Consider the following 24,531-nt stretch of genomic DNA (forward strand, 5'->3'; position numbering starts at 1 on the left):
GCTTCCTGGGGGCGATGGCTTTTGTCTCTGCCTGTTTCCATAGAATTTACAGATGAGGAGATGACATTATGCCGGATCTTACCCGCCGTTCCATCGGCGAGGGAATTGACTTCTTACCCATTGCAAATCACCAGTTTAAAACCGGCTTGCTGACCGTCAGCCTGCATTTGCCGCTTCAGAAAGAAGCTGCCGCACAAAATGCGATCCTGCCTCAGCTTCTGGCCCGTACCTGCCGGGCATACCCCGATATGACGGCCCTCAACGAGAAGCTGGCCCAATTGTATGGCGCGAGGCTGTTTGACAATGTGGGACGTCTGGGGGAAAACCAGGTGCTCAGCATCGGCATCCTGTTCCTGGATGACCGCTATGCTTTGGACGATACTTCGGTTTCCGACCAATGCGCTGAACTTCTGTGCGATCTGCTTTTTGATCCTGCGCTGGAGGATGAGAAATTCCGTGCCGCCGATGTGGAACGGGAAAAGAGGGTCCTTACTGAAGTTATCCAGTCGGAGATTGTGGATAAACGGACTTATTCGAAAAACCGCTGTGAACAAATCATGTGCGAAGGGGAGGCCTACGGAGTCAGCCGGTACGGTACGGTGGAGCAAGTCGCAGCCCTGACGCCTGCCCAGGTCACAAAGGCGTGGAGGGATGCGCTGGAAAACGCTTATGTGTCGGTGTCCACTCTGGGGGACATCAAATCGGATGCGCTGGTCAAACGGATGCAGGAAGCGTTTTCCCGGTGCAACCGGAAAAAGCCGGAACGTCCGGCGCCTCAGATTGTCCCAGCCCCTGCCAAAGTCAAAGAGGTGGCCGAGCAGCTGCCGGTCCAACAGGCAAAATTGGTGCTGGGATTCCGCACATCCATCGCCGAGCCCTCCGATGAGGTCATGGCGGCGCGGGTGATGACGGCCCTTTTCGGCGGCACCCCGACTTCCAAATTGTTCCTGAATGTGCGGGAGAAATTGAGCCTTTGCTATTACTGCGCCGCACGGTACGACCGTCAGAAGGGCGTACTGCTGGTGGAAAGCGGTATCGAGCGTCCCAACAAAGAAAAGGCCCAGGCAGAGATTCTCCGCCAGCTTGATGATCTCAAACAAGGCAAATTCACAGACGAGGAATTGGCAGCCACCATCTTAAGCGTCCAGAACTCCTTCCGTACGGTCAGCGATTCCCAGTTCGGACTGGGCAACTGGTATGAAAGCCAGCTGTTTGACCGGAGGTTCCAGTCACCGGAAGAGGCTGCCGAGTCGGCCGGACGTGTCACCCGGGATCAGGTCATCGCCGCCGCCAAAACCGTGACGCTTGACACCGTCTATCTGCTGGAGGGAGAGGAGGCAAAGGCATGAAGATTCAAGAGATTCAAAACGAACGTCTGGGTGAAAAGATCTTTAAGATCGATCACCGGTCGGGCTTGACCATCTATGTGTGCCCCAAGGAGGGATACCAATCGACGTATGCCATCTTTGGCACCCAGTACGGTTCTATAGATACCAAATTTCGTCGCAAAGGGGAGAAGGAATGGACCACCGTTCCCGAGGGCATCGCCCATTACCTGGAGCACAAGCTCTTTGAGAGCGAGGACGGCGACGCCTTTGCCCGTTACGCCAAAACGGGAGCTTCCGCCAATGCATACACCTCCTTTGACCAGACCTGTTATCTGTTTTCCTGCACGGAGAATTTCGACCAGTCCCTGGAGATTTTACTGGACTTTGTCCAGTCCCCCTATTTCACCGAAGAGACCGTGCGCAAAGAACAGGGGATCATCGGCCAGGAAATCCGCATGTACGATGATGCGCCCGACTGGAGGGTCCAGTTTAATCTGTTGGCCGCTTTGTATCAGAATCACCCGGTGCGCATCGATATCGCCGGGACGGTGGAGTCCATCGCCCAGATCGATGCCGAACTTCTGTACCGCTGTTACCGCACCTTCTATAACTTAAAGAATATGGTGCTGACAGTGGCGGGCAAGGTGACGGTAGATCAAGTGTTGGCTGTGGCCGATCGGATGCTCAAGCCCAATACCCCCATTGAAATTGAGCGGGGATTTGTGGAAGAGCCGGACGACGTCATGCAGTCCAGAGTGGAGCAGAGGCTGGCGGTTACCACTCCGCTTTTCACCATCGGGTTTAAGGAGCATTCCAACGGTGGTATTGTGCCGGCCTCCCAGGTGGCCTATACCAATATTTTGCTGGAGATGCTCACCGGCAAAGCGTCGCCGCTGTACCGCCGTCTGGTGGACGAGGGCCTCATCAACGATAACTTTGGCGCTGAATACTTTGAAGGACGGGGTTATTCCGCGCCCTTGATTGCCGGAGAATCCAAGGATCCCGATGCTGTGGACGCCGCCATTAAAAAGGAAATCGTCCGTATGCGGGAACAGGGCGTGGATGCCGAGGCCTTTGAGACAGCCCGCCGCACCTTATATGGCCAGGCGGTCATGGGCTTTAACAGTGTGGATAATCTTGCCAATCGGTTGGCTTCCTGTCACTTCACCGGCCGCGGCCTATACGATATGGTGGAATGTATTGCAAACGCCACCAAAGAGGATGTTGAGAAACGTCTCAAAGAATCCTTTGACGAGAAAAGAAGCGCGTTGTCGATCATTTTACCGGCATAAAGAAAAAGCTTTCAGGCGGTGGATCGGGACTGCCAATCCGCCGCCTGCTCTTTGTAAATGAGAAAAACCTGAGGAGGTACATAACGTGGAATCGACCATATCCTTTCCCAACCTAGGAGACGGCTTGACCTTTACCATCGACCGGGTAGCTTTTTCCTTTAATTTATTCGGCCAGCAGGTGGATATCTATTGGTATGGGATCTTGATTGCCCTAGGTATGCTGTTGGCGGTGCTGTACGCCATGCGCAATGCAAAACGTTTGGACGTCAATTCCGACCGTCTGTTGGATGTCATTCTGGGCGGTATCATCGGAGGTATCATCGGAGCAAGGCTTTACTACGTCCTATTTAACCTTTCGGACTTCACCAGTTTTGCAGATGTCTTTAATGTAAAGCAAGGCGGTCTAGCCATTTACGGCGGTCTGATCGGCGGCTTGCTGGTGGGAGGTCTCATCTGTAAATGGCGCAAGGTGTCCTTTTTCAGCGTATGCGACCTTGCGGCGGTGGGATTCCTCATCGGCCAGGGTATCGGACGATGGGGCAACTTTATCAACCAAGAGGCCTTCGGTACCAACACCAATCTCCCTTGGGGAATGACCGGCGACCATATTTCCAGCTATCTCTACACCAATACGCAGTGGCTGGCCGATCACGGCGTGGACGTAGACTTCACCCAACCGGTACATCCTTGTTTCCTCTATGAATCCATCTGGTGCCTGATCGGCGTGATCCTTTTGCATCTGCTGAGCAAACGCCGCCGGTATAAAGGCCAGGTCTTTGTGGGATACGTTGTGTGGTACGGTATCGGCCGTTTCTTCATCGAAGGACTGCGTACCGACAGTCTTTACATCGGCAGCTCCAACATCCGTATTTCTCAATTGCTGTCCGGATTGGTGGTCATCGCCGCCGTCATCGCTCACTTCATTATCATGAGCAAAGTCAAGGAAAGGGAAAGCGAAGATCCCAATTATGTGCCGGTGTTTGGCACGGTGGAACAGGGCGGATCCTTAGAGGATTTGCGCTTGGCGGCTGCGAAACAGCGTGCCCTTGCATCCAGCCTGACAGAGGAGGCCCAGTCCCTGCGGGAACAGGCTGCCCAACTGGAGAAACAGGAGATGGAAGAAGCGCAGAAAGCTGCATCTCAGGATGAGCCTGATCAGGAAGTCCCGGATTCTGAGGAAGCATCCGCCAAAGAGGAAGTGCCTTCCCAGGCCGATGAGGGACAACCTAAGGAGACGTCCGAGCAGTTGATCCAAAAGGCCGAGGAAGCTGAGAAAAAGGCCGAAGAGGCCAGCGAAGAAGCCTCCCGCCTTGAACAGGAAGCGGCAAAGGTGCAGAGGCAGAGGGAAGCCTCTTCCCTCATTGCCAAGGCGTCTGATTTGGAAAAAGAGGCTCAGAGCCTGAAAGAGACAGCCAAAACCCTGCGGGAAAGCAGGGAAGAAGGAGCCGAGGAGAAGGCTCAGGAAGCCGAAGCAAAGGCTGTTCAGCTGGAAAAAGAGGCCAAGGATTACCGTCGTGTGGCACAGAAGCAAAATGACGAGGAGGATGAAGTGGAAGACGCCGCTCCTGTACAGAAGGACAACGAGGAAGGGGAAGATATAAATGGCTAAATTAATCAATGGCAAGGAGGTTTCAGCCCAGGTCAAAGCACGGGTGGCGGCTGAAACAGAGGAACTCAAGAAAAAAGGAATTGTACCGGGCCTGGCGGTCATCCTGGTGGGGGACGACCCTGCTTCTCAGGTGTATGTCCGCAATAAAAAGAGGGCCTGTGAAGAGGTGGGATTTTTGTCGGAGGAGTATCGTCTGGCGGCCGACGTCACTCAGGATGAACTCCTTTCCCTCATCGAGAGCCTCAATGCACGCAGCGACATCAGCGGCATTCTGGTGCAGCTTCCCCTTCCCAAGCATCTGGATGAGAAGGCTGTGCTCAATGTCATCTCGCCTCTCAAGGATGTGGATGCATTCCAGCCGGTCAATGTGGGACGCATCATGATCGGTGATTATCACTTTTTGCCCTGCACTCCGGCCGGAGTTATGGAACTTTTGAAATCGGCGGATGTGGATTTGTGTGGAAAACGGGCGGTAGTCATCGGCCGCAGCAACATTGTGGGAAAACCAATGGCTATGCTTCTGATGCATGAGAATGCCACTGTCACCATCTGCCACTCCAGGACAAAGGATCTTCCGTCTGTATGCCGGGAGGCTGACGTATTGGTAGCAGCCATTGGCAAGGCCAAATTTGTCACCGCTGACTTCGTAAAACCGGGAGCGGCTGTTATTGATGTGGGTATGAACCGGGATGAAAATGGAAAGCTGTGCGGCGATGTGGATTTTGATTCCGTAGAGCCTGTAGCTGGATGCATTACCCCTGTTCCAGGAGGCGTCGGTCCCATGACAATCGCCATGTTAATGCAAAATACTCTCATGGCTGCCAAAATTCAAAATGGCATGATAAAATAACAGAAGCCTCGACAGTTCAAAAATTTTTTTGAAATTGCACAAATTATCACTTGACTTTCCTGCGTGAATCGGCTATGATAATAGAAAGCAAAAGATTTTATAACTGTGTTCTTTTGGTTTTTACTCAAAGGAATTCATGCAGGAGAAGTCAAGATTGTTTGATTCCGTTTCAGATGAACAGTTGGTGCAAAAGGCCCGTCAAGGTGAACAAGAAGCTTTTGCCGCATTGTTTACCCGATATGCTCCGTTGGTGGAGAGCAAGGCTGCTGATTTGGCGCCAGGGCTTGAGCCGGACGATCTGAAGCAGGAAGGGCGGATGGGACTTCTGTCGGCAGTGCTTACATTTGATCCTGCCCGTGGAGTGCCGTTTCGTGCCTATGCGTCGGTGTGCGTCAGCCATCGCGTGTCAAGCGCAAGGCGCACAGCTTTCAAACATTCTATGTTGCATTCATCCCTCTCTTTGAACGGCGAGGAATCGTCGGCATTGGAGGAGGTTCCGGATGCTGGAGCGGATCCGGAACAACAGGTCATTCAGTGGGAAGAATCCAGCCGGATTTATACCTCCTTGACCGAAAGGTTATCTCCCTTGGAGAAGAAATCGCTTTTGCTTTATCTCAGCGGCTCGACTTACGAGGAAATTGCAGAAAAACTAGGCTGCACTTTTAAGGCGATAGATAACGCCCTGCAACGCGTCAGACGAAAGCTGCGAAATATCCACACATAAAACTTGCCAAAGGGCGGTTTTATCATAATGTGCCCGAGTAGCTTAAGTCAGAGCGTTGGTATCAAAGGTGTCGGTTTGAATCCGTCCTGGGGCAAAATCATTCTCAAAGCGAGGTAACAAAACATGTACGAGGATAAGACACTTGTCTGCAAAGACTGCGGCGCTGAATTTGTTTTCACTGCTGGCGAACAGGAATTCTATGCTTCCAAGGGTTTCGTGAATGAGCCCCAGCGTTGCAAAGCTTGCCGTGATGCCCGCAAGAACGCATCCAAAGCTGACCGTGAGATGCATACCGCTGTTTGCGCAAACTGCGGTAAGGAAGCCAGAGTTCCCTTTAAGCCCCGCGAGGACCGTCCGGTCTACTGCAGCGAGTGCTTTGCCCAGATGCGTGGCGAATAATTCACCAACGCTCTTTGGACTCCAATGAACAAAAAACACCTGCGTAACACGCAGGTGTTTTTTTGCGTATAGGTAAAGATACTATTCTGCCTTGGCTTGGAATAAATATAAAAAAGAGGCGTTACTGGATTTTTATTTCCAGTAACGCCTCTTTGTGTCAAATAAATCAGGTTATTGAATCGTACCGCTAAATGCAGAAGCTAAGGGGGCTCCGGAAGGATCCAGAACCATTACCTTGTAAGAACCAACTCCTTGCGGCAAATCAGCTAGGGAAGTGGATACTGTAGCAGTACCGTCTGCTTCAACTGATACCGACTGGATTGTGGTGCCCATAAAGCGACCCTCTTCACTGTATAGAGCCAGTGCTACATTGCAAGGCTGTTCTTCAGCCTGAAGATTATCGATTTTGGTGACAATAGCATCATCCTGTTTGGTCTGGGAGACATAGATGTTATCCTGCAAAGAGGAATAAGGCTCAAATACTTCCACCATCAGTTTATCCAGGAAGAACCACGGATCAGTATCCGCATCATTGGGATGGTTGGTGGGATTGTAATAGGTCAAGCGGATGGAGTTTTCTCCCTCATGAAGATAAACATATTCGCTGGAAACCAGCCATTGATTGGCAGGCTGACCGGAGAAGGTCAATTTGACAGGATCCCCACCGTTGACGCTCATACGGCGGGTATTTTCCTGACGGGAATAATAACGGAATTGCAGCTTATAAATGCCGTCCTCCGGGACCTTAACCGGGAAATTGACCCAACCGTCTTTTACATGGTTTGTATCGTCATTCCACCATACGATGTGGCCCCCGCCGGTATAGCCAGACTGATTGGTACCAGTGGCAACGTCAGAACGTTCAGCGCCTTCGGCCTGCCAGAAGGTGGCGTAGAAAGGATAGGTTTCCTGATCGTCAAAGCCGGACAAGAATAGAAGGCAAGGTGCGGCCACAGACGAGATGCTGTAAATACTGTCTTCTTCACCAGGGGTGATGGCCAGATTGGAACCGCACAGGTTATCGGAAGCACGGCGATGTGTGTAAGCCTGGGAAGCGTTGGATTTTAAGAAGGGGAGATACTTCTCTGCGTCAGCGGGATTGGCCTTGGCGATGAAGGACATCTGGCGCAGGAATACGATTTTGAAAGCAGCAGCATCGCCGTTTCCTTCGTCGTTCATGGTAGTGCCGTCAAAGGTCAGGTTCTCAATGACCCAGTCGAGGCACAGGCGTGCAGTATCCATATAGGATTCGTCGCCTGTGATGGTGTAGAGCTCATAGCTGGCGCCGGCGAATAGACCGTTGTTGTAAGAGAACTTCCAGTTGTTTTTCTGTCCGTTGAACTGGATGTTGTCCAACATTTCACCGTTGCCGAGATAGAGGTTTTCCTTGGTCCAGTTGTAGATACGCAGAGCCTGTTCTTCGTAAGCGGCGCTCTTCTCAGGATCGGTGTCGGCATAGATTTTGGAAAGACGAGCCGCCACGATAGCTGCATTGGCATTGGTAGCTACGTTTTTCTGATTTTCTTCCGGAGGGATCATTCTCCACAGGATACCGCCGTCCAGGAAAGTCTCATCCCAGTGGCTGTAGACCTTCTCGTACATTTCGGTAGCCAGCTCCAGATATTCGCTGTTATTAGTCAGCGTATAGGCACGGGCGGCCGCCTGCGCCCACCAGCAGAGATCATCGTTATAGGTATTCTCTGTCCAATGGTCGACGTCCCAACCCCAACTGACGTGTTCATTGTTGAGGAAGCCTTCGTATACGTCATGGATCATGGTAGCGTATTTTTCATCGCCGGTGGCTTCATAGGCGTCGTTCAAAGTATCCCATAGCACACCGGATACCCAGAAGTCGGTTTCCTTTGTCTGTTCACCGCCGTTCTGCGGATTGTCGCTGAACTTATAAAAACGATGTTCGTCTTCCTTATAGTATACGCTGAGAAAAGCATCCATAGCCTCCTGGGCCTGATCGGCCGTCATGGCTCCAACCGTCAGCACACCGCCTGACGTCAGAACCGATAAAGCCATCGCCAGCGCCATGGTGAGAGAAAGTATTCTCCCCATTAATTTTTTACGCATAGGTACAACTCCTTTTTCACTATTGTCCGATCGCTTTGGATACCCGTGTTAAAAAAGCCGAGATATCACCTGTATTTGGGCGATACAGGCGCAATATACGGCGGACAAAGCCTCCTTTCCTTCACGGTTTGGGGGATCTTGTAAGAGTTAAGTTCCTAATAAAAGCGGACAGGTCGAAAAAGGACAAATGTCTTTTGTGATAATTATTCAACATCTTTGTGGGTTTGTCAACCATAATTAGTCGGTTTTTGCTATTAAAATAAAGAAAAGACGTGGACAATAAAAGGGGTGTCCACGTCTTTTTTAGGTTATCTTTTATTTGTCATACCCTTTGGGGTTCTGGGACTGCCAACGCCAAGCGTCTACACACATGGTCTTTAAATCGCGTTCAGCTTTCCAGTCCAGCACTTGAGCCGCCTTGGAAGGATCGGCATAACATACCGCCACATCGCCGGCGCGGCGGGGGGCGATTTGATAGGGCACTGGGACGCCTGTGGCCTCTTCAAACGTGTGGACAATGTCCAGCACACTGTAGCCAATGCCGGTCCCCAAATTGATGGCGTCTATACCGGGCTTGCCTTCAAGCCAGCGGACGGCTTTGACGTGGCCGATGGCCAAGTCCACCACATGGATATAATCCCGTACGCCGGTGCCGTCAGGGGTGGGATAATCGTCTCCGAATACCGACAGAACAGGCAGTTTTCCAATGGCCACTTGAGATACATAAGGCATCAGATTGTTGGGGATGCCGTTGGGATCTTCGCCGATACGTCCGCTTTCATGGGCGCCGATGGGATTAAAATAGCGCAGGAGAGCGATATTCCAGCTATTGTCGCTGCGCCAGAAGTCCCGTAACATCTCCTCGATGACCAGCTTTGTACGGCCGTAGGGATTGGTGATAGAGGCAATGTCCACCGGATCGCTTTCGCTGAGAGGCATCTTCTTGGGAAGGCCATATACCGTCGCAGAGGAGCTGAATACAATGCTCTTGACACCATGCTTGGCCATGACGTCGCACAGCACCATCGTGCCGGTGACGTTGTTATGGTAATACCGAAGGGGGACCTTGACCGATTCCCCCACCGCTTTAAGCCCGGCGAAATGGATGACCGATTCAATCTTGTTTTCAGTAAATACCTGATCCAGAGATTTCTCGTCCAGGATATCGACTTCATAAAAACGGAAATCACGGCCGCTGAGCTCCCGGATGCGGTTTAATACCTCCGGCTTGCTGTTGTAGAAATTATCCACCACCACAACGTCGTACCCCTCCTTGAGGAGCTCGACACAGGTGTGACTACCGATATAACCGGCGCCGCCGGTGACCAAAATGGACATAAAAAAGTCCTCCTTTCGGCGCCCAAGGATATTGGGCAATACCTAAAAAATACGTCAGTCTGTTTTCTGAAAAGAGCTTTGAAACAGCCGCTAGTTGTAGTATACTATTTTCTAGGGATATCATAACAGCGTTTTAAGGCTTTGTCAAACACAGAATCCACAATCCGACGTAAACGCAAAAGGAAGGTGTTTTTATGGCATATACCCAATCGGTTAGACTTTTAAATGGAGTGGACATTCCCGTCCTCGGCTTCGGCACCTATAAGATGGACGATGAGGCAGCGGCTCAGGCCGTTCAGGAGGCCATCCATCAGGGATACCGTCACATCGACACAGCCTCTTATTATAAGAATGAGAAAGGCGTGGGACAGGGTATCGCACAATGCGGTCTGACGCGTGATCAAATCTTCCTCACCAGCAAGATGTGGAACGATGAACAAGGCTATGAACAGACATTAGAGGCCTTCGAGCGTTCCATCCAGAAGCTGGGTGTGGATTATCTAGACCTTTATCTCATCCATTGGCCCCAGCCCCAGAGCAAGGATACATGGCGGGCCATGGAAAAGCTCTATGGAGAAGGGAAAATCCGGGCCATCGGCGTATCCAACTTCAGTGTGGAACAGATCAGGGAATTGGCTGAAGACAGTTCAGTCATGCCCATGGTCAATCAGGTGGAACTGCATCCTTGCCTGTCCCAGCCGGAGATGAGAGCCTTCTGCCGGGAAAAGGGCATCGCCTTGACGGCATGGAGTCCTTTGGACCGGGGCAAATCATTTGAATTGTCTGCTATCCAGGATCTGTGCAAGAAATACGGCAAGACACCGGCGCAGATCGTGCTGCGGTGGGAAGTCCAGATGGGTCTGGTCACCATCCCCAAGACGGCCAATCCGACACGCATGCAGGAGAATGCTTCTATTTTTGACTTTGCCCTGACCGATGAAGAAATGTTGTCCATCGAGAGCCTGGATCAATGATAAATGAGGTGTGGCGAAACAGGAATTGCAAAAAAAATTTGAGGCGCCCACTTGACAAATGAGATGGGGTGTATTATTCTTGTTAGCAACAAAGATAAATACGATGAAGAGGAAGAGTAGCCTTCCCAAAGCATACAGAGAGCTGCTGGTTGGTGCAAAGCAGTTGCGGACGGAATGTGAACTGGCCTTGAAGTAGCTCGCTGAAATGTGGGAGGATTCCTGCAAGAGTAGGTGGAGACGGAGCCTGACCGTTACAGCAGGAGGGTATAAGGTCGACGCAGGAGCAGAGGAGACCCGTATCCGTTGAGTGCATGCCGAATCGGCATGAATGTAGAGTGGTACCGCGTAAGATGATAAAAGTCTTTCGTCTCTAGAGATAGAGGCGAAAGACTTTTTTGATTCTTGCGGGAAAATGATTGGATGGAATGCCAATAGAGGAAAGGTGAGGTTTGCGATGAAAAACGTAGAAAAGTACACGAGAGGGTATTTTATGCCCCCGGTCAATGAGATGAAATGGGCCAAGAAGGATTATATCGATCATGCGCCGGTATGGTGCAGTGTGGACCTGCGGGACGGCAATCAATCGCTGATCGTACCCATGAGCTTGGAAGAGAAGCTGGAATTCTTCCAGTATTTGGTGAAAATCGGGTTCAAGGAAATTGAAGTGGGATTCCCGGCCGCATCCGAGACGGAGTATGATTTTACCCGCGCCCTCATCGAGCAGGATCTGATCCCCGACGACGTTACCATTCAGGTATTGACCCAGTCCAGGGAACACATCATCAAAAAGACGTTTGAGTCCTTAAAGGGCGTCAAGAACGCGGTGGTACATCTGTACAATTCGACATCGGTGGCCCAGCGGGAGCAGGTCTTTAAACGCTCCAAGGAGGAGATTATTGATATCGCCGTCCAGGGTGCGAAGCTGCTCAAGCAGTACGCTGCCGAAGCCGACGGGAATCTCCGGTTTGAATATTCCCCGGAAAGCTTTACCGGTACGGAAATGGAATTTGCGCTGGATATTTGTAATCAAGTGCTGGACGTATGGCAGCCGACCGCAGAGAACCCGGTTATCATCAATCTGCCTGCTACGGTTTCCATGTCCATGCCCCATGTGTACGCAAGCCAGGTGGAGTACATGAGCGACAACCTGAAATACCGTGAGAATGTGGTATTATCGCTGCATCCCCACAACGACAGAGGCTGTGCCATCGCCGATTCGGAGATGGGCTTGCTGGCCGGCGCCGACCGTATTGAAGGTACCCTCTTCGGCAACGGCGAGCGCACCGGTAATGTGGATATCGTGACACTGGCGCTCAATATGTATTCTCAAGGTGTGGACCCCAAGCTGGAATTTGGAAACATTCCGGAAGTGGTCGAGGTGTACGAACGGGTTACCAACCGAAAGGTATACGACCGTCAGCCCTACGGTGGGCAGCTGGTATTTGCAGCCTTCTCCGGCTCCCATCAGGACGCCATCGCCAAGGGCATGAAATGGCGGGAGGAGCACGACTGTCAGTATTGGACGGTCCCGTATCTGCCCATCGATCCCAAGGACATCGGACGTCAGTACGACGGCGATGTCATCCGCATCAATTCCCAATCGGGCAAGGGGGGCATCGGTTATCTGCTGGAACAGAAATTCGGTTTGGATCTCCCCAAAAAGATGCGGGAAAATGTGGGATACTGTGTCAAGAGCGTGTCCGACCATCAGCATAAGGAGCTCACTCCCGACGAAGTATACAATGTATTCCGTCAGCACTACGTCAATGTGGATGCTCCGGTTCACTTTAAGGCCAGCCACTTCCTGCCCGGCGACCAGTTCCACGCTCAGGTAGAAGTCGCCATGGACGGCAAAACCTATGACCTCAAGGGAGAAGGCAACGGCCGGTTGGATGCGGTCAGCAATGCCTTGCAGACCGGCCTCGATTTGGATTTCACTGTCTTGACATATAAGGAACACGCTCTGGAGATCGGTTCAAAATCCCAGGCAGTGGCTTATGTGGGAGTACAGTCGCCGGACGGAACGGATTATTGGGGAGCTGGAATGCACACCGACATTATGACCGCATCGGTGAAAGCCTTGATCAGCGCCGTCAACCAGATGAAGGAAGATCGTTAAGATCTCAAATTTTCGGTGGAGATGCTGGAACAGCCCTCCGCTTTGTATAGAAAGGCGCCGTCCTGCGCCGAAAGGAGGATTCCTATGCATTGGAACGCGACGTTATACCGGGAAAAACATGGCTTTGTGCCGGAGTATGGAAAAGAGCTTTTACAGTATGTCAATCGGGACCCGGATCAGAGCATCCTGGATGTGGGCTGTGGGACGGGAGTATTGACCAATCTGCTGGCTGTCCATGGAGCCCGTGTAGTAGGATTGGATGCGTCGGAGGATATGATCGCCGTAGCCAAGGAATCCTATCCTAATATCACCTTTGTAGAGGGGGATGCTACACATCTTCCCTTCCAGGAGGAATTTGATACTGTGTTTTCCAATGCGGTATTCCACTGGATCCAGCATCAAGCGGAACTTTTGGACGGTATCTGCCGGGCGCTCAGACCGGGCGGACGTCTTGTATGCGAATTGGGAGCACAGGGCAATACCCAAAATATCCGAGAGGCTTTTTGGAAAGCGTCTTCCCGCGCAGGGGTACAGATAGAGAACCGTTTCTTTTTCCCCTCCAAAGACCAATACGAGGATCTGTTGGTGGAAAACGGATTTGTACCGGAACGAGTGGTAGCTTTCGATCGCCCCACGCCTTTAGCCGAGCGGGAGATGGGTTTGCGCAACTGGATGACCCAGTTTTTGCCGGTTTCTGAGATTCCGCAGGAGAAACGGGAAGAAGTCTTTCAAGAGGTGGAAGAGGAATTAAAACCCCGTTTGTGGAAAGAGGGACGCTGGATTGCCGATTATCGACGTCTTCGCGTGGTGGCGCGCAAGGCATAATCTGCTGTTGGAGGATGATACATGGCGTTGCGTAAGATCGTAATAGATAACCCTCATTTTTTGAGGAAGAAATGCCGTCCGGTGACGGAGGTCAATGCCTCTGTCCGCCGAGTATTGGATGACATGGCCGAGGCCATGTACAATACCGGCAACGGTGCAGGACTGGCGGCTTGTCAGATAGGCATCCTGAAACGGATGGTGGTCATCGACATGGGGGATGGACTTCTTAAGATGGTCAATCCCAAGATTATAGAGGCGAGCGGCCGTCAGGAATGCGAAGAAGGATGTCTTAGCTTCCCAGGACGCTGGGGTAAGACCATCCGCCCGGCTGTGGTGAAGGTGCGGTATCTGGATAAGAACGGCCGGAAAAAATGCATCGTTGGGAAAGGCGACATGGCAAAATGTCTTTGCCATGAAATTGATCATTTAAATGGTATCGTATTTTTGGATCGCGTGGTTGAGTGGATCCATTGATGTGTGTTTATATAGAAGGATATCAAAAAAGCAAGTAAGCCGGCACTGCAACCTTCCAATTGCAGTGCCGGCTTACTTTTTTAACCGGATATCTTTACCTGTCAGATCTCATGGGAGACCACAGGGAGTACTATTCTGTGCGGCGAAAGGGATACACTGCCTATCCGCCAAAGAACAGCCATTAAGATCCCCAAACAATTGATTTTTATAGGATAAAAAGCCTTTTAAATTTCCTTAGCCAGCCAACGGACGATATTGCCAAACAAAGTGGGATAATGTTCCCATTCGCTGAAGGCTTTGGGACCCCAATGAGCCACGCAATCGCTGGAAAATACAACTGAACGTCCTTGTTTATAATCCATAGCAGCAAGGAAGACATCCTCATTATCGTCGCCGATGGTGGCGATTAAGTGGGCTTCCGGTTTGAGGATTACCTTATTATAACCCATAAAGTAGGGCCAAGGACTGTCGATCCCCTGAAGGATAGGATGATCTGCATCCACGATGTGGGGATAAATGCCGTCGGGATGTTCCATACGGTCGTCGTAGTGGAGACAGTCTACCGGCAGGATATCGGCGATAGGGGTCATGCCATAGCGAGCTTTGGCCTCGTATCCGGAAAAACTCATGTAGCCGCCGCACATGAGAAAACCGCCGCCTTGAGCCACATACTCCCGCACCAGCTTAAGACGGTTTGGCATACGTTCTCCGCCAAAATGCATTTTGGGATGCAGTAGGAAGGTATTGCTTCCCACATCGCTGAAGATGATGGCGTCATATTTTTTGAGTTCCTCTACAGTCTCTGGGAAATGCATCAAAGCGTCGTCGCTTTTCATGTAGTCCACATCAAACCCGTTGGCACGCAGAGCTTCTAGACAGGGATCACCGTTTTCCTGGCATCGGCCGAGGAACATATGATCAAAACCCTTTACGTGAACGGCTAAAAGAGAACAAGACTCTCCGACAAATAAAACTTTCATTTGCGTTTCCTCCAATTCATATTGAAATAATAGGGAATTGAACTGTATCTACTATAACAGAAGAAAAAGAAGAAATCAATAATGAAAAATAAAAAACACATAAGATCAATAGTAAAAGATAGAAAGCAAAATTCGTAGAGAATTTACAAAAGAGGGGTATAAGAAAAATAGGAAAATTCATTGGGATGCAACATTTAGAGCATTGAAAAGATAACGTTAAAAATAGTCTTATCGGATCAGAATAAAAGGAAATGCTCAGAAATAAAAGGGGAATAATGTGAAAAATAATTTTAAATATACTGTTTGTATAATACATCTCCCGAAAAAGGGGCTAAGATCGGATGGATCTCAGCCCTTTTTCCCTGTAGTTTACTGCACGATAATGAACGAAAAAGACATATAAAATGGATCAAAGAGGAAGGCCGAACGAAGCAAAGATCTCCTTTGCTTCAGCCACCTGTTCTGCCGAGGGAGCAGGCGTATCGGTCAAGCGATAGGGAAGGCCCATTTGTTCCCACTTGTATTCCCCCATCTTATGAAAAGGGAGAAGTTCCACCTTCTGGATGCAGGTATAATGGGAGAGGAATCTCGCCAAGTCCTTTAATTTCTTAGGATATAATGTGTACCCTGGAACAAGGACATGACGAATCCAGACCGGCCGCCCAGTGGATTCCCGGTAATCAAGCAGCTCTAACGTAGTGGTATTGCTCCGTCCGGTGAGAATCTTATAATCGTCGGGATCCAGAGCCTTGATGTCCAGCAGCAGCAGATCGCCTTGATCTACGGCTTCCTGGCAGCAGGAGAGCGGGATGGATCCAGCTGTATCGATGGCGGTATGGATGCCGTGACGGCGGCATTGTTTTAGGAGAGCCGCTGTAAAGAGTGGCTGGGCCAAAGGTTCGCCCCCGGACAAGGTGATACCGCCCGTTCGGATAAAGTTCTGATATCGAAGCACGTCGTCCACGATCTGTCCGACCGTCACCTCCTGTCCCTCCAAAGGGCGCCAGGAATCGGGGTTGTGACAGTAAAGGCATCGCAGGGGACATCCCTGTAAAAACAGCACATACCGGATACCAGGGCCGTCCAAAGCGCCAAAGGTCTCTCTGGAGTGGATCCTACCGGTGATGTCAAGATCGGTCATACCAATTCTCCTTCCCATTGACGTTTGATGAGAAAAACCGTCGGCATTTTTCTCTGAACCGGGGTGCTTATTAAGACGCAGATGCTCGGATGAGTTCCATTAAAACCGGGTGTGGAAGGTGCGGTTAATGACATCCAACTGCTGTTCCCGGGTCAGGCGGATAAAGTTGACGGCGTAGCCCGATACACGAATGGTGAGCTGGGGATATTTCTCCGGATGGTCCATGGCGTCCAATAGGACGTCACGGTTGAGGACGTTGACGTTGATATGATGTCCTCCCTCCTTGAAGTATCCGTCCAGCAATCCGGTGAGATTGTCGGCCTTGTCTTCTTCATCCCGTCCCAAAGCGCCGGGAACAATGGAGAAGGTATAGGAAATACCGTCTTCACTGTAGTCGTAGGGGAGCTTGGCAACCGACATCATGGAGGCTACACAACCGTTCTGATCCCGGCCGTGCATGGGATTGGCGCCGGGGGCAAAGGGTTCCCCGTGTTTGCGGCCGTCGGGAGTGGAACCGGTCTTTTTGCCGTAGACCACGTTGGAAGTGATGGTCAGGATGGACATGGTGGGGATGGAACCGCGGTAGGTAGTCTGACGGCGCAGTTTCTTCATGAACATCTTGACCACATCCACAGCGATCTCGTCGGCACGGGGATCGTTGTTCCCGAATTTGGGATAATCGCCTTCGATGTCAAAGTCCACCACCAGATCGCGGTCGTCGCGGATGGGTTTCACTTTGGCGTACCGGATGGCCGACAGGGAATCCACAACCACGGAAAGCCCGGCAATGCCGCAGGCCTCGGTGCGGATGATCTCATCGTCGTGAAGGGCCATCTGGAGGCTTTCGTAGCAGTATTTATCGTGCATGTAGTGGATGACGTTGAGGGTGTTGACGTACAATTTGGAGAGCCAGTCGCAGATATGGTCGAACTTTTTCATGACGTCGTCGTAGTTGAGTTCTTTTCCGCGGACAGCCAACAGCTCCGGAGCCACCTGGTTGCCGGAGATTTCATCCCGGCCGCCGTTGATGGCGTACAGCAACGCCTTGGCAAGATTGGCCCTGGCGCCGAAGAACTGCATCTGTTTTCCAACCCGCATGGCCGATACGCAGCAGGCGATGGCGTAATCATCCCCGAACTTGCGGCGCATCAAGACATCGCTCTCGTACTGGATGGAGGACGTCTCAATGGACAGCTTGGAACAGAACCGCTTAAAGTTCTCGGGAAGATTGGGGTCCCACAGAATGGTCATATTGGGTTCCGGAGCGGGTCCCAGATTGACCAGGGTGTGCAGGAAGCGGTAGGACATCTTGGTGACGCGATGACGTCCGTCGGTGCCCATGCCGCCGATGGATTCGGTGACCCAAGTCGGATCGCCGGAAAATAGTTCATCGTAGGAAGGCGTGCGCAGGAAACGCACCATGCGCAGCTTCATGATGAAGTGGTCCACAAATTCCTGGATTTGTTCCTCGGTATAACGGCCTTCTTCCAGATCGCGCTGGGCGTAGATATCCAAGAAGGTGGAGGTGCGGCCTAAGGACATGGCGGCACCGTTTTGTTCTTTGACAGCGGCCAGATAAGCGAAGTACAGCCACTGGATGGCTTCTTTGGTATCCTCAGCCGGACGGGAGATATCGAATCCATAGGATTCGGCCATACGCTTGAGGGCTCCCAAAGCACGGATCTGTTCCGAGATCTCCTCACGGTGCTGGATGGAACGGTCATCCATAACCTCGTAAGCGTATTCATCCAAAGCGTTTTTCTTCTGTTGGATGAGGAAATCTACACCGTACAAGGCTACCCGGCGATAGTCGCCGATGATCCGTCCGCGGCCGTAGGCGTCGGGCAAGCCGGTGATGACGCCGGAGTGACGGGCGCGGCGCATCTCCTCTGTGTAAGCGTCAAATACGCCGTCGTTGTGGGTCTTACGGTAATGGAAGACCTCTTCCACTTCCGGAGGCAGAGTGCGTCCGTAATGCTTAAGGGAGTTGCGCACCATACGAATGCCGCCGAAAGGCATAATGGCCCGTTTTAAAGGAGCGTCGGTCTGGAGGCCGACAATGGTCTCTTTTTCCTTGTCGATATAGCCGGGCTGATAGGCATCGATACCAGAGATGGTGTGGGTATCGATATCCAAAACGCCGCCGGCTTCCCTCTCCTGTTTCATCAGAGAGGATACTTCATCCCACAACTGGCGGGTATGCTCTGTGGGAGGGGTGAGAAAACTCTCGTCGCCGTCGTAGGGGGTGTAGTTCTTGGCGATAAAATTGCGGACGTCCACGGTCTGATTCCAGATCCCGGGTTTAAAATCCATACAAAAACCTCCTTTTATTTCGAAATAACCTTTCCAACATCTTAATTATACTAAAACACTAGGAATTTGTCTAGGCGGAGAACTGTAAAATATGGTCGATGATTTGTCTGGTTTTTTGGAGAAAGACGCAGATTGGTGGAAAAGGTTGCGGGGATTGGAGGAAGCGTTGTATAATAAGTACATTATGAAAAGTTTAAAAGAAAACGGTGAAAACCAAAGGAAAAAGGAGGATGCCCATGTTTGCGAGATTGCCCAGCGTTGGACTGTTTGGGATGCAGGCGTATATTGTGGAAGTGGAAGCGGACATCTCCAGCGGACTGCCTGGTTTTGATGTGGTAGGTCTGCCAGATGCAGCGGTGCGGGAATCCAGGGAACGGGTGCGTTCAGCCCTCAAGAACTGCGGATTTGAATTCCCCGTCAGCCGGATCACCGCCAATTTGGCTCCGGCGGATATCCGTAAGGAAGGGCCGCTTTATGACCTCCCGCTGTTGCTTGCCATCCTGAAGGCCACCAAACAGCTCCAATTTGACGAAGGGGATTCGGTTTTTCTGGGCGAACTCTCGCTGACAGGGGAGGTGCGTCCCATCAACGGCGTGCTTCCGATGGTCATCGAGGCGCAGAAACAGGGATTTTCCCATGCTTTTGTGCCCGCCGATAACGCTGCGGAAGGCGCGGTTGTGGAGGGCATCCAGGTTTATCCGGTGGAACATATTAAGCAGCTGATCGCCCATCTTTCCGGGGAAAAGCATATCCAGGCGGCCTCCCAGAAGGATGCGCCGCAAGAGGACGGCGTCCCGCTTCTGGATTTTGCCGACGTCCGGGGGCAGGAAGAAGCCAAGAGGGCTTTGGAAGTAGCCGCTGCCGGAGGACATAATGTATTGCTCATCGGGTCGCCCGGATCGGGCAAAAGCATGCTGGCCAAACGTCTCCCGTCCATTTTGCCGGACATGACCTTTGAAGAAAAACTGGAAACCACCATGCTGCATTCCATTTCCGGGAATCTGCGTCCGGGATCATCCCTCGTTCAGACAAGGCCATTCCGTTCCCCTCATCACACGGTGTCTCCTGCTGCACTGGCCGGAGGCGGATCGGTGCCGAGGCCGGGAGAGTTGTCCCTTTCCCACAACGGCGTCTTATTCCTGGATGAACTGCCGGAATTCAGCCGTCCCTCTCTGGAGGTGCTCCGCCAGCCGCTGGAGGATGGCAAAGTCACCATCTCAAGGGTGGGAGGGACTTTTAGTTATCCATGTTCGGTCATGCTGGTATGCGCCATGAATCCCTGTCCCTGCGGATACTATGGTCATCCTACCCGTCCCTGTACCTGCAACAAGAGGTCGGCAAACGCCTATCTTTCCAAGATATCCGGCCCGCTTCTGGACCGTATTGATATTCATGTGGAGGTGCCGCCTGTTCAATTTGACGCGTTGTCAGACAAACGACCATCCGAGAGTTCGGCCGCCATCAAGGAGCGTGTCAACCGGGCCAGGGACATTCAACGGGAACGGTATAAAGATATGGATTTTAGTTGCAATGCGCGCCTTACTCCATCCAGTATCCGGGAGGCGTGTCCCATGACCGATGGAGCAGAGGCTATGCTGCGCCAAGCCTTTGATATTTTGGGATTGTCGGCCCGGGCTTATGACCGGGTTCTGAAGGTGTCCCGTACCATTGCCGATTTAGACGGGGCTCAAATCATCGATGCAGCCCACGTAGCAGAGGCGATCCAGTACCGGAATCTAGACCGGAAGTACTGGAGCCGGGAGCAAAAGTAGAGAGGATTATTACAAATTGTATACTGTATGCTATAATATACTGAGATTCGGCAAAATGGACTGGGGATTCTTTTGCGATACCGGTGAATGATAGGAAAAAAAGTCCAATGGGCAAGAGAATGGGGAGAGGGGACTGAGAAGTACCTGATAAAAAGGACGAATGGGAAGAAGACTCTGATGAAAAGCGGAAACCATTCTTGCAAAAAGGATTTTCACAGTAAATGTGGGGTATAAATAGAAGAGTAAGGCATGGATGAATCATGCAGAGAAAGGTCGAGAAAAGTATGACGAAAATTCGCATCGTATGGACAGGCGGCACCATCGGCAGCAGCCGTAAGGACGGGGTAGCCGATGTGGATCAAAGCCGTCCCAGCCAGATCCTGGAGCAATACAGCGAGGCTTGGTGCGGGAATGTTTTATTTGAAGACCGGCGTCCGGTCAATTTGCTCAGCGAAAACTTGCACGTTTCAGACTGGAAAGCCATCTGGAAGGCAGTGGTGGAAGAGGGGTTCGACGGTGTGGATGGCGTCCTTGTTGCCCATGGTACCGATACCCTCCACTATACTGCTGCTGCCCTTAGTTTTGCGCTGTCGGGGGTGCCGGTACCGGTGATGCTGGTGGGGTCCAACCTCCCCATCGATGAAGAAGGCAGCAATGGCATCGCTAATTTTGCGGCCGCTGTACAGTATATCCAAAAAGCGCCTATGCCGGGCGTCTTTGTCGCTTATCAGAATCCAGGGGAGAGCGAGGTACAGATTCACCTGGGCAGTCGATTGATGCCATGTCAGCCTTTTGTACATCGGTTCAACAGCGCCGTTATGTCCTTTGGCGTCGTAAAAGACGGAAGATTTTATCCCACGCAGGAGGGGCGGGAACTTCTGGATTCCCAGATCCAGAGTCAGCCGACCAAGCTGCGTTTTTCCCAAGTGGAATTTTCGGATCAAGTGTTGTGCATCCAGCCTTATCCGGGCATTGACTATAGCCGTTACGATTTAGACAATGTCAAAGCAGTGGTACATGGCCTCTATCATGCGGGGACGGCTTCGGTACGGGAACCATCCAACTTGTCCAAATGGGTAGAGCAGTGCAGCCGCAGAGGAATTCCCGTCTACTTGGCGCCTATGGAAGGCGGGGAGAAGATGTATAGCTCTTCCCGGACTTTATTGGATGCCGGAGCAAAGCCTATCCCGGATATGACGGCCCATAGTGCGGCTGTGAAGGTGATGATGGCTTGCGGTATGTTTACAGCTCCAGAAGACTGGGATGCCTTTTTAAAAGAACCCCTGGCGGAAGAATTCATCGGGAGAGCTCAATAAGCGGTAATCCTTGAGAAATAAAAAGGAGGATTGGGGCTTGACGCTCCATCCTCCTTTTTATTTGCAGCTATATTTATGGTTGAGATTGGGGTTGGATCATTTGCAGAAGATATTGGTAAATGGAGGAGAAAACTTTCACGCCGATGGCTCCTAAACAGGAAGCTACTGTAATGGCGGCTAGAATAAAGAGAGCCACGGCTGATTCCATAAGATCGTCTACTGTGCAAATGGATACGAGCGTCACAGATAAGTAGATGGCGCTGACGATGCCCATACCAATTGCCGACCAATTAAGGTGAGAAACATTCAAGAAGGAGAAATATTCCTCCTTTTTCAAGCTTCCAAACACTTGAATAAGATGCCACAAGATAACGAGACATACTATCCCAGAGAGATAGAGCATGCAACATAGGAAAATAAAGGCAGGGGACTCTTCAACAGGAAAAGAAAACAGAATGCATCCAAAAGTTTTTGAAAGGTAATAGGCGCCAAATAGAAGGAAGCAGAGACATAAACCAAACAATACCTTTAATCCCACAGATGTTTTGGATGCTAAACTGTGCTGGCCGAAAATTTTCATTTTAAAAGCCTCCTTATCAATGATCTGATACCATTATTATATCACAGAAAAATCAAAATTCAATATTTATTTAATGATTATCAATAAATAACAGGAAAAGACCTGGATGTAAGTTTATTTCTTACACCTAGATCCTTTAAAAGGATAAACTATATTTTTACAATAAAAAAAACCACAACCAAAAAGGTTGTGGTTTTTTTAATGGAGCTGATAACCAGATTCGAACTGGTGACCTCATCCTTACCAAGGATGTGCTCTGCCTACTGAGCTATATCAGCATATGGCGACCCGGAACGGGCTCGAACCGTCGACCTCTAGCGTGACAGGCTAGCGTTCTAACCAGCTGAACTACCGGGCCATATGGCAGGGGCAGAAGGACTTGAACCCTCGGCACGCGGTTTTGGAGACCGCTGCTCTACCAACTGAGCTATACCCCTAAGTTGGTGAAGTAATGGTGGGCCTTCAGGGACTCGAACCCCGGACCAACCGGTTATGAGCCGGCCGCTCTAACCAACTGAGCTAAAGGCCCATAGCCACAGATTGGAGATCGATCCCACCGAGGGAAGAGAATAAAATTGGCCGCCTTCTCCAAGACGGCCAACCCCATCTTTTGGCTCCTCAAGTTGGACTCGAACCAACGACCCTGCGGTTAACAGCCGCATGCTCTACCAACTGAGCTATTGAGGAATATAAGTGTCGGCGTCGTTCTATTTTCCCGGGCCGTCACCAGCCAAGTATCTTCGACACCGATGAGCTTAACTACCGTGTTCGGAATGGGAACGGGTGGACCCTCATCGTCATAAACACCGACTCTTGCGCTCAATTCACAGGAACAATTTCTGTTGTCAACAGATTCTCATCACTTTCGACTAAATCCATTGGCCATTTCCTTGGCGCGATATTTATTATAGCGGAACAAAGTCATTCTGTCAACAATTTTTTTCACTTTTTTCAAATATATTTTTGCTCGCTTAGGAAACAGACGGATTTTTTCATTCCAATCCATTTTATGGATTACCCTAAGATGAACTTATTTTCGGTATTTTTTCGTAAAAGCGGTGAAAAATAGAGACAAAAGAAACAGGAGGGAATTCTCTTGAACAAGATAAAATTAATCGCAACCTGCATCATGCTGATGAGTTTTGGAGTGGTGGCTGTATCGGCTGCCGATCTCAGCACTAGTTGGCCTGCAAGTTCCCAGCAGCAGATTGAAGCCCAAACCTGCTTGATCGGCGGGGTCAAAAATGAGACGGTTTCCATCTCGGCCTCCGATATCGAGCGGCGCTTGGGGATGGAGGAAGGTTCTATGAAAAATATTACCGTCCTCTCCACACCCAAAGCGTCCCAGGGACAGCTGATCATCGACGGCGTAGAAGTAGGAAGTTATACCCGCATCCAAAGAGATGATCTGGATCGTATGGTCTTTGTGCCGGCGCCGGACAGTGAAGGAGCCTCCATGACCATTTTACCCGATGGTACGACAAAGGCAGTGCTGTCCATCGCCTTGACCGAGGATACTCCTACCGTCCCTACGGCTGCCGATGCCCAATTTAATACCCGTACCGATATTCCTGTAACCGATCGCCTGCCTGTGAGCGACGCTGGGGGTCAACAGCTTACCTGCCGCGTCACCAAGCAGCCTGCAAAGGGAACCCTTACTGTAGAGGGGACCACTTTCACCTATGAGCCTTATCCCGGAGAGAAGGGGAAGGATACCTTCGACTACTGTGTCACCGATGAGAACGGTTATTGTTCCGAACAGGCCACCGTTACCATCCAAGTGGAGAAATTCGATGGGGTGTCTTTCTCCGATATGGATGGCAATGCCAACCGGTATGCTGCTGAGAAATTAAGTCAGGCGGGGGTCATGACGGGAGAAACCATCGGAAGTGTCAGCCTGTTTGATCCCGACCGCGCCGTCACCCGGGAAGAATTTGCCGTCATGCTGACGGCTTTAAGCAATCCGGACACATCGGCTATGGCGGCCTGCGTCAATACCGGGCTTTCAGACGACGATGCCATTCCCACTTGGGAGAAACCCTATATCAGTGCAGCCAAGCAGTCGGGGATCCTGGCGGGAGAAAGCCTCAATGGAAGTGAAGTACTGACCCGCGCAGAAGCATTGGTCATGGCTGACCGCGTCACCCAGACGCAGAATGCAGACCGTGTCCCCCTGGGGCTCCAAGATGCCGCAGAGGTCCCGGAATGGGCCACTCAGACCTATATGAATTGGGAAAATGCAGGTATGCTTTATGCACCTACCGGAAGTGCACAGCCCAATGAACCGCTGACCCGGGATTATGCTGCCTCGATTTTATGGCAGGTATGGCAGTCGGTGGAACAGTGATCCTATCCGTCGCGCTGTCTTATGGGAGGAAAAGGCCCCGTGATTGTAAAATCGCGGGGCCTTTCTGATGA

19 protein-coding genes, 6 tRNA genes, 1 rRNA gene and 1 other annotated feature are annotated in these 24,531 nt (G+C 51.1%); of the genes, 14 read left to right on the plus strand and 12 right to left on the minus strand.

Annotated features, from left to right (window positions below; genetic code table 11):
- Window positions 1–68 precede the first annotated feature (68 nt).
- The 7 genes from yfmF (at window position 69) to C12CBH8_RS03005 (ending at window position 6,202) form a co-directional block, all read left to right on the plus strand.
- Window positions 69–1,349 carry an EF-P 5-aminopentanol modification-associated protein YfmF gene (yfmF, locus tag C12CBH8_RS02975; protein WP_246441678.1) on the plus strand — a complete coding sequence of 427 codons (1,281 nt, stop codon included), beginning with the start codon at window positions 69–71 and terminating at the stop codon, window positions 1,347–1,349.
- The gene (gene yfmH, locus C12CBH8_RS02980) at window positions 1,346–2,620 is read left to right on the plus strand and encodes an EF-P 5-aminopentanol modification-associated protein YfmH (RefSeq protein WP_215533509.1); all 1,275 of its coding nucleotides are present in this window, start codon (window positions 1,346–1,348) and stop codon (window positions 2,618–2,620) included. Before yfmF ends, yfmH begins: the two co-directional genes overlap by 4 nt.
- An 85-nt stretch (window positions 2,621–2,705) precedes the next feature.
- Window positions 2,706–4,229, plus strand: coding sequence for a prolipoprotein diacylglyceryl transferase (gene lgt / locus C12CBH8_RS02985; protein WP_215533510.1), 1,524 nt, complete (start codon window positions 2,706–2,708; stop codon window positions 4,227–4,229).
- A complete protein-coding gene (gene folD / locus C12CBH8_RS02990) occupies window positions 4,222–5,079 on the plus strand; it encodes a bifunctional methylenetetrahydrofolate dehydrogenase/methenyltetrahydrofolate cyclohydrolase FolD (RefSeq protein ID WP_215533511.1) in 858 nt (285 codons plus the stop codon). The genes lgt and folD overlap by 8 nt, the downstream gene beginning before the upstream one ends.
- A gap of 154 nt (window positions 5,080–5,233) precedes the next feature.
- Window positions 5,234–5,803, plus strand: coding sequence for a sigma-70 family RNA polymerase sigma factor (locus tag C12CBH8_RS02995; RefSeq protein ID WP_215533512.1), 570 nt, complete (start codon window positions 5,234–5,236; stop codon window positions 5,801–5,803).
- A 31-nt stretch (window positions 5,804–5,834) separates the two neighbouring features.
- A tRNA-OTHER gene (locus tag C12CBH8_RS03000) sits at window positions 5,835–5,897 on the plus strand.
- A 29-nt stretch (window positions 5,898–5,926) separates the two neighbouring features.
- The gene (locus tag C12CBH8_RS03005) at window positions 5,927–6,202 is read left to right on the plus strand and encodes a zinc-ribbon domain containing protein (protein ID WP_090265125.1); all 276 of its coding nucleotides are present in this window, start codon (window positions 5,927–5,929) and stop codon (window positions 6,200–6,202) included.
- A gap of 171 nt (window positions 6,203–6,373) precedes the next feature.
- Here the strand turns inward: C12CBH8_RS03005 and C12CBH8_RS03010 are convergent, their stop codons facing one another.
- Window positions 6,374–8,281 (minus strand): glycoside hydrolase family 76 protein, encoded by a 1,908-nt coding sequence (locus C12CBH8_RS03010; protein ID WP_215533513.1) that lies wholly within the window; start codon window positions 8,279–8,281, stop codon window positions 6,374–6,376.
- Window positions 8,282–8,596: 315 nt separating this feature from the next.
- Entirely contained in the window at window positions 8,597–9,619 is a 1,023-nt protein-coding gene (gene galE / locus C12CBH8_RS03015; protein ID WP_215533514.1) for a UDP-glucose 4-epimerase GalE, read from the minus strand.
- 194 nt (window positions 9,620–9,813) lie between these two features.
- Between galE and C12CBH8_RS03020 the strand changes: the two genes are divergently transcribed.
- The 4 genes from C12CBH8_RS03020 to def all read left to right on the plus strand — a co-directional run bounded on the left by C12CBH8_RS03020 (window position 9,814) and on the right by def (window position 14,011).
- A complete protein-coding gene (locus tag C12CBH8_RS03020; protein ID WP_215533515.1) occupies window positions 9,814–10,593 on the plus strand; it encodes an aldo/keto reductase in 780 nt (259 codons plus the stop codon).
- 94 nt (window positions 10,594–10,687) lie between these two features.
- Window positions 10,688–10,968 (plus strand) — a binding site (T-box leader).
- A 79-nt stretch (window positions 10,969–11,047) separates the two neighbouring features.
- Window positions 11,048–12,712: a 2-isopropylmalate synthase gene (locus C12CBH8_RS03025; protein WP_215533516.1), complete on the plus strand. Its 1,665-nt coding sequence runs from the start codon at window positions 11,048–11,050 to the stop codon at window positions 12,710–12,712.
- Between the two features lie 84 nt (window positions 12,713–12,796).
- On the plus strand, window positions 12,797–13,537 hold the full coding sequence (locus C12CBH8_RS03030) for a class I SAM-dependent methyltransferase (protein WP_147624641.1): 741 nt from the start codon (window positions 12,797–12,799) through the stop codon (window positions 13,535–13,537).
- A 21-nt stretch (window positions 13,538–13,558) separates the two neighbouring features.
- On the plus strand, window positions 13,559–14,011 hold the full coding sequence (def, locus tag C12CBH8_RS03035; protein ID WP_099323298.1) for a peptide deformylase: 453 nt from the start codon (window positions 13,559–13,561) through the stop codon (window positions 14,009–14,011).
- Between the two features lie 224 nt (window positions 14,012–14,235).
- On the opposite strand, the gene C12CBH8_RS03040 is transcribed toward def, so the two are convergent.
- The 3 genes from C12CBH8_RS03040 to pflB all read right to left on the minus strand — a co-directional run bounded on the left by C12CBH8_RS03040 (window position 14,236) and on the right by pflB (window position 18,445).
- Window positions 14,236–14,991, minus strand: a complete 756-nt coding sequence (locus C12CBH8_RS03040) for a glutamine amidotransferase (protein ID WP_090265111.1) — start codon at window positions 14,989–14,991, stop codon at window positions 14,236–14,238.
- A 409-nt stretch (window positions 14,992–15,400) separates the two neighbouring features.
- Window positions 15,401–16,132, minus strand: a complete 732-nt coding sequence (gene pflA / locus C12CBH8_RS03045) for a pyruvate formate-lyase-activating protein (RefSeq protein ID WP_090265109.1) — start codon at window positions 16,130–16,132, stop codon at window positions 15,401–15,403.
- 99 nt (window positions 16,133–16,231) lie between these two features.
- Window positions 16,232–18,445, minus strand: a complete 2,214-nt coding sequence (pflB, locus tag C12CBH8_RS03050; RefSeq protein ID WP_215533517.1) for a formate C-acetyltransferase — start codon at window positions 18,443–18,445, stop codon at window positions 16,232–16,234.
- A gap of 236 nt (window positions 18,446–18,681) precedes the next feature.
- Here pflB and C12CBH8_RS03055 point away from each other — a divergent pair, with 236 nt between their 5' ends.
- On the plus strand, window positions 18,682–20,217 hold the full coding sequence (locus tag C12CBH8_RS03055) for a YifB family Mg chelatase-like AAA ATPase (RefSeq protein WP_215533518.1): 1,536 nt from the start codon (window positions 18,682–18,684) through the stop codon (window positions 20,215–20,217).
- A gap of 284 nt (window positions 20,218–20,501) precedes the next feature.
- Window positions 20,502–21,533, plus strand: coding sequence for an asparaginase (locus C12CBH8_RS03060; RefSeq protein WP_171846283.1), 1,032 nt, complete (start codon window positions 20,502–20,504; stop codon window positions 21,531–21,533).
- A 73-nt stretch (window positions 21,534–21,606) separates the two neighbouring features.
- Here C12CBH8_RS03060 and C12CBH8_RS03065 read toward each other — a convergent pair whose 3' ends face one another.
- From C12CBH8_RS03065 to rrf, 7 genes are all read right to left on the minus strand, one after another.
- Window positions 21,607–22,113: a DUF2975 domain-containing protein gene (locus tag C12CBH8_RS03065; RefSeq protein ID WP_090265102.1), complete on the minus strand. Its 507-nt coding sequence runs from the start codon at window positions 22,111–22,113 to the stop codon at window positions 21,607–21,609.
- Between the two features lie 202 nt (window positions 22,114–22,315).
- A tRNA-Thr gene (locus C12CBH8_RS03070) sits at window positions 22,316–22,391 on the minus strand.
- A gap of 3 nt (window positions 22,392–22,394) precedes the next feature.
- A tRNA-Asp gene (locus tag C12CBH8_RS03075) sits at window positions 22,395–22,471 on the minus strand.
- Between the two features lie 3 nt (window positions 22,472–22,474).
- Window positions 22,475–22,550: transfer RNA gene (locus C12CBH8_RS03080), tRNA-Trp, on the minus strand.
- A 15-nt stretch (window positions 22,551–22,565) separates the two neighbouring features.
- Window positions 22,566–22,642: transfer RNA gene (locus C12CBH8_RS03085), tRNA-Ile, on the minus strand.
- Window positions 22,643–22,724: 82 nt separating this feature from the next.
- Window positions 22,725–22,800 (minus strand) — tRNA-Asn (locus tag C12CBH8_RS03090).
- A gap of 7 nt (window positions 22,801–22,807) precedes the next feature.
- Window positions 22,808–22,924 (minus strand): 5S ribosomal RNA (gene rrf / locus C12CBH8_RS03095).
- A gap of 285 nt (window positions 22,925–23,209) precedes the next feature.
- On the opposite strand from rrf, the gene C12CBH8_RS03100 reads away from it, so the two are divergent.
- Window positions 23,210–24,460, plus strand: coding sequence for an S-layer homology domain-containing protein (locus C12CBH8_RS03100; protein WP_090265100.1), 1,251 nt, complete (start codon window positions 23,210–23,212; stop codon window positions 24,458–24,460).
- Window positions 24,461–24,531 lie beyond the last annotated feature (71 nt).

This window comes from Solibaculum mannosilyticum, assembly GCF_015140235.1.
Classification (GTDB): Bacteria; Bacillota; Clostridia; order Oscillospirales; family Acutalibacteraceae; genus Solibaculum; species Solibaculum mannosilyticum.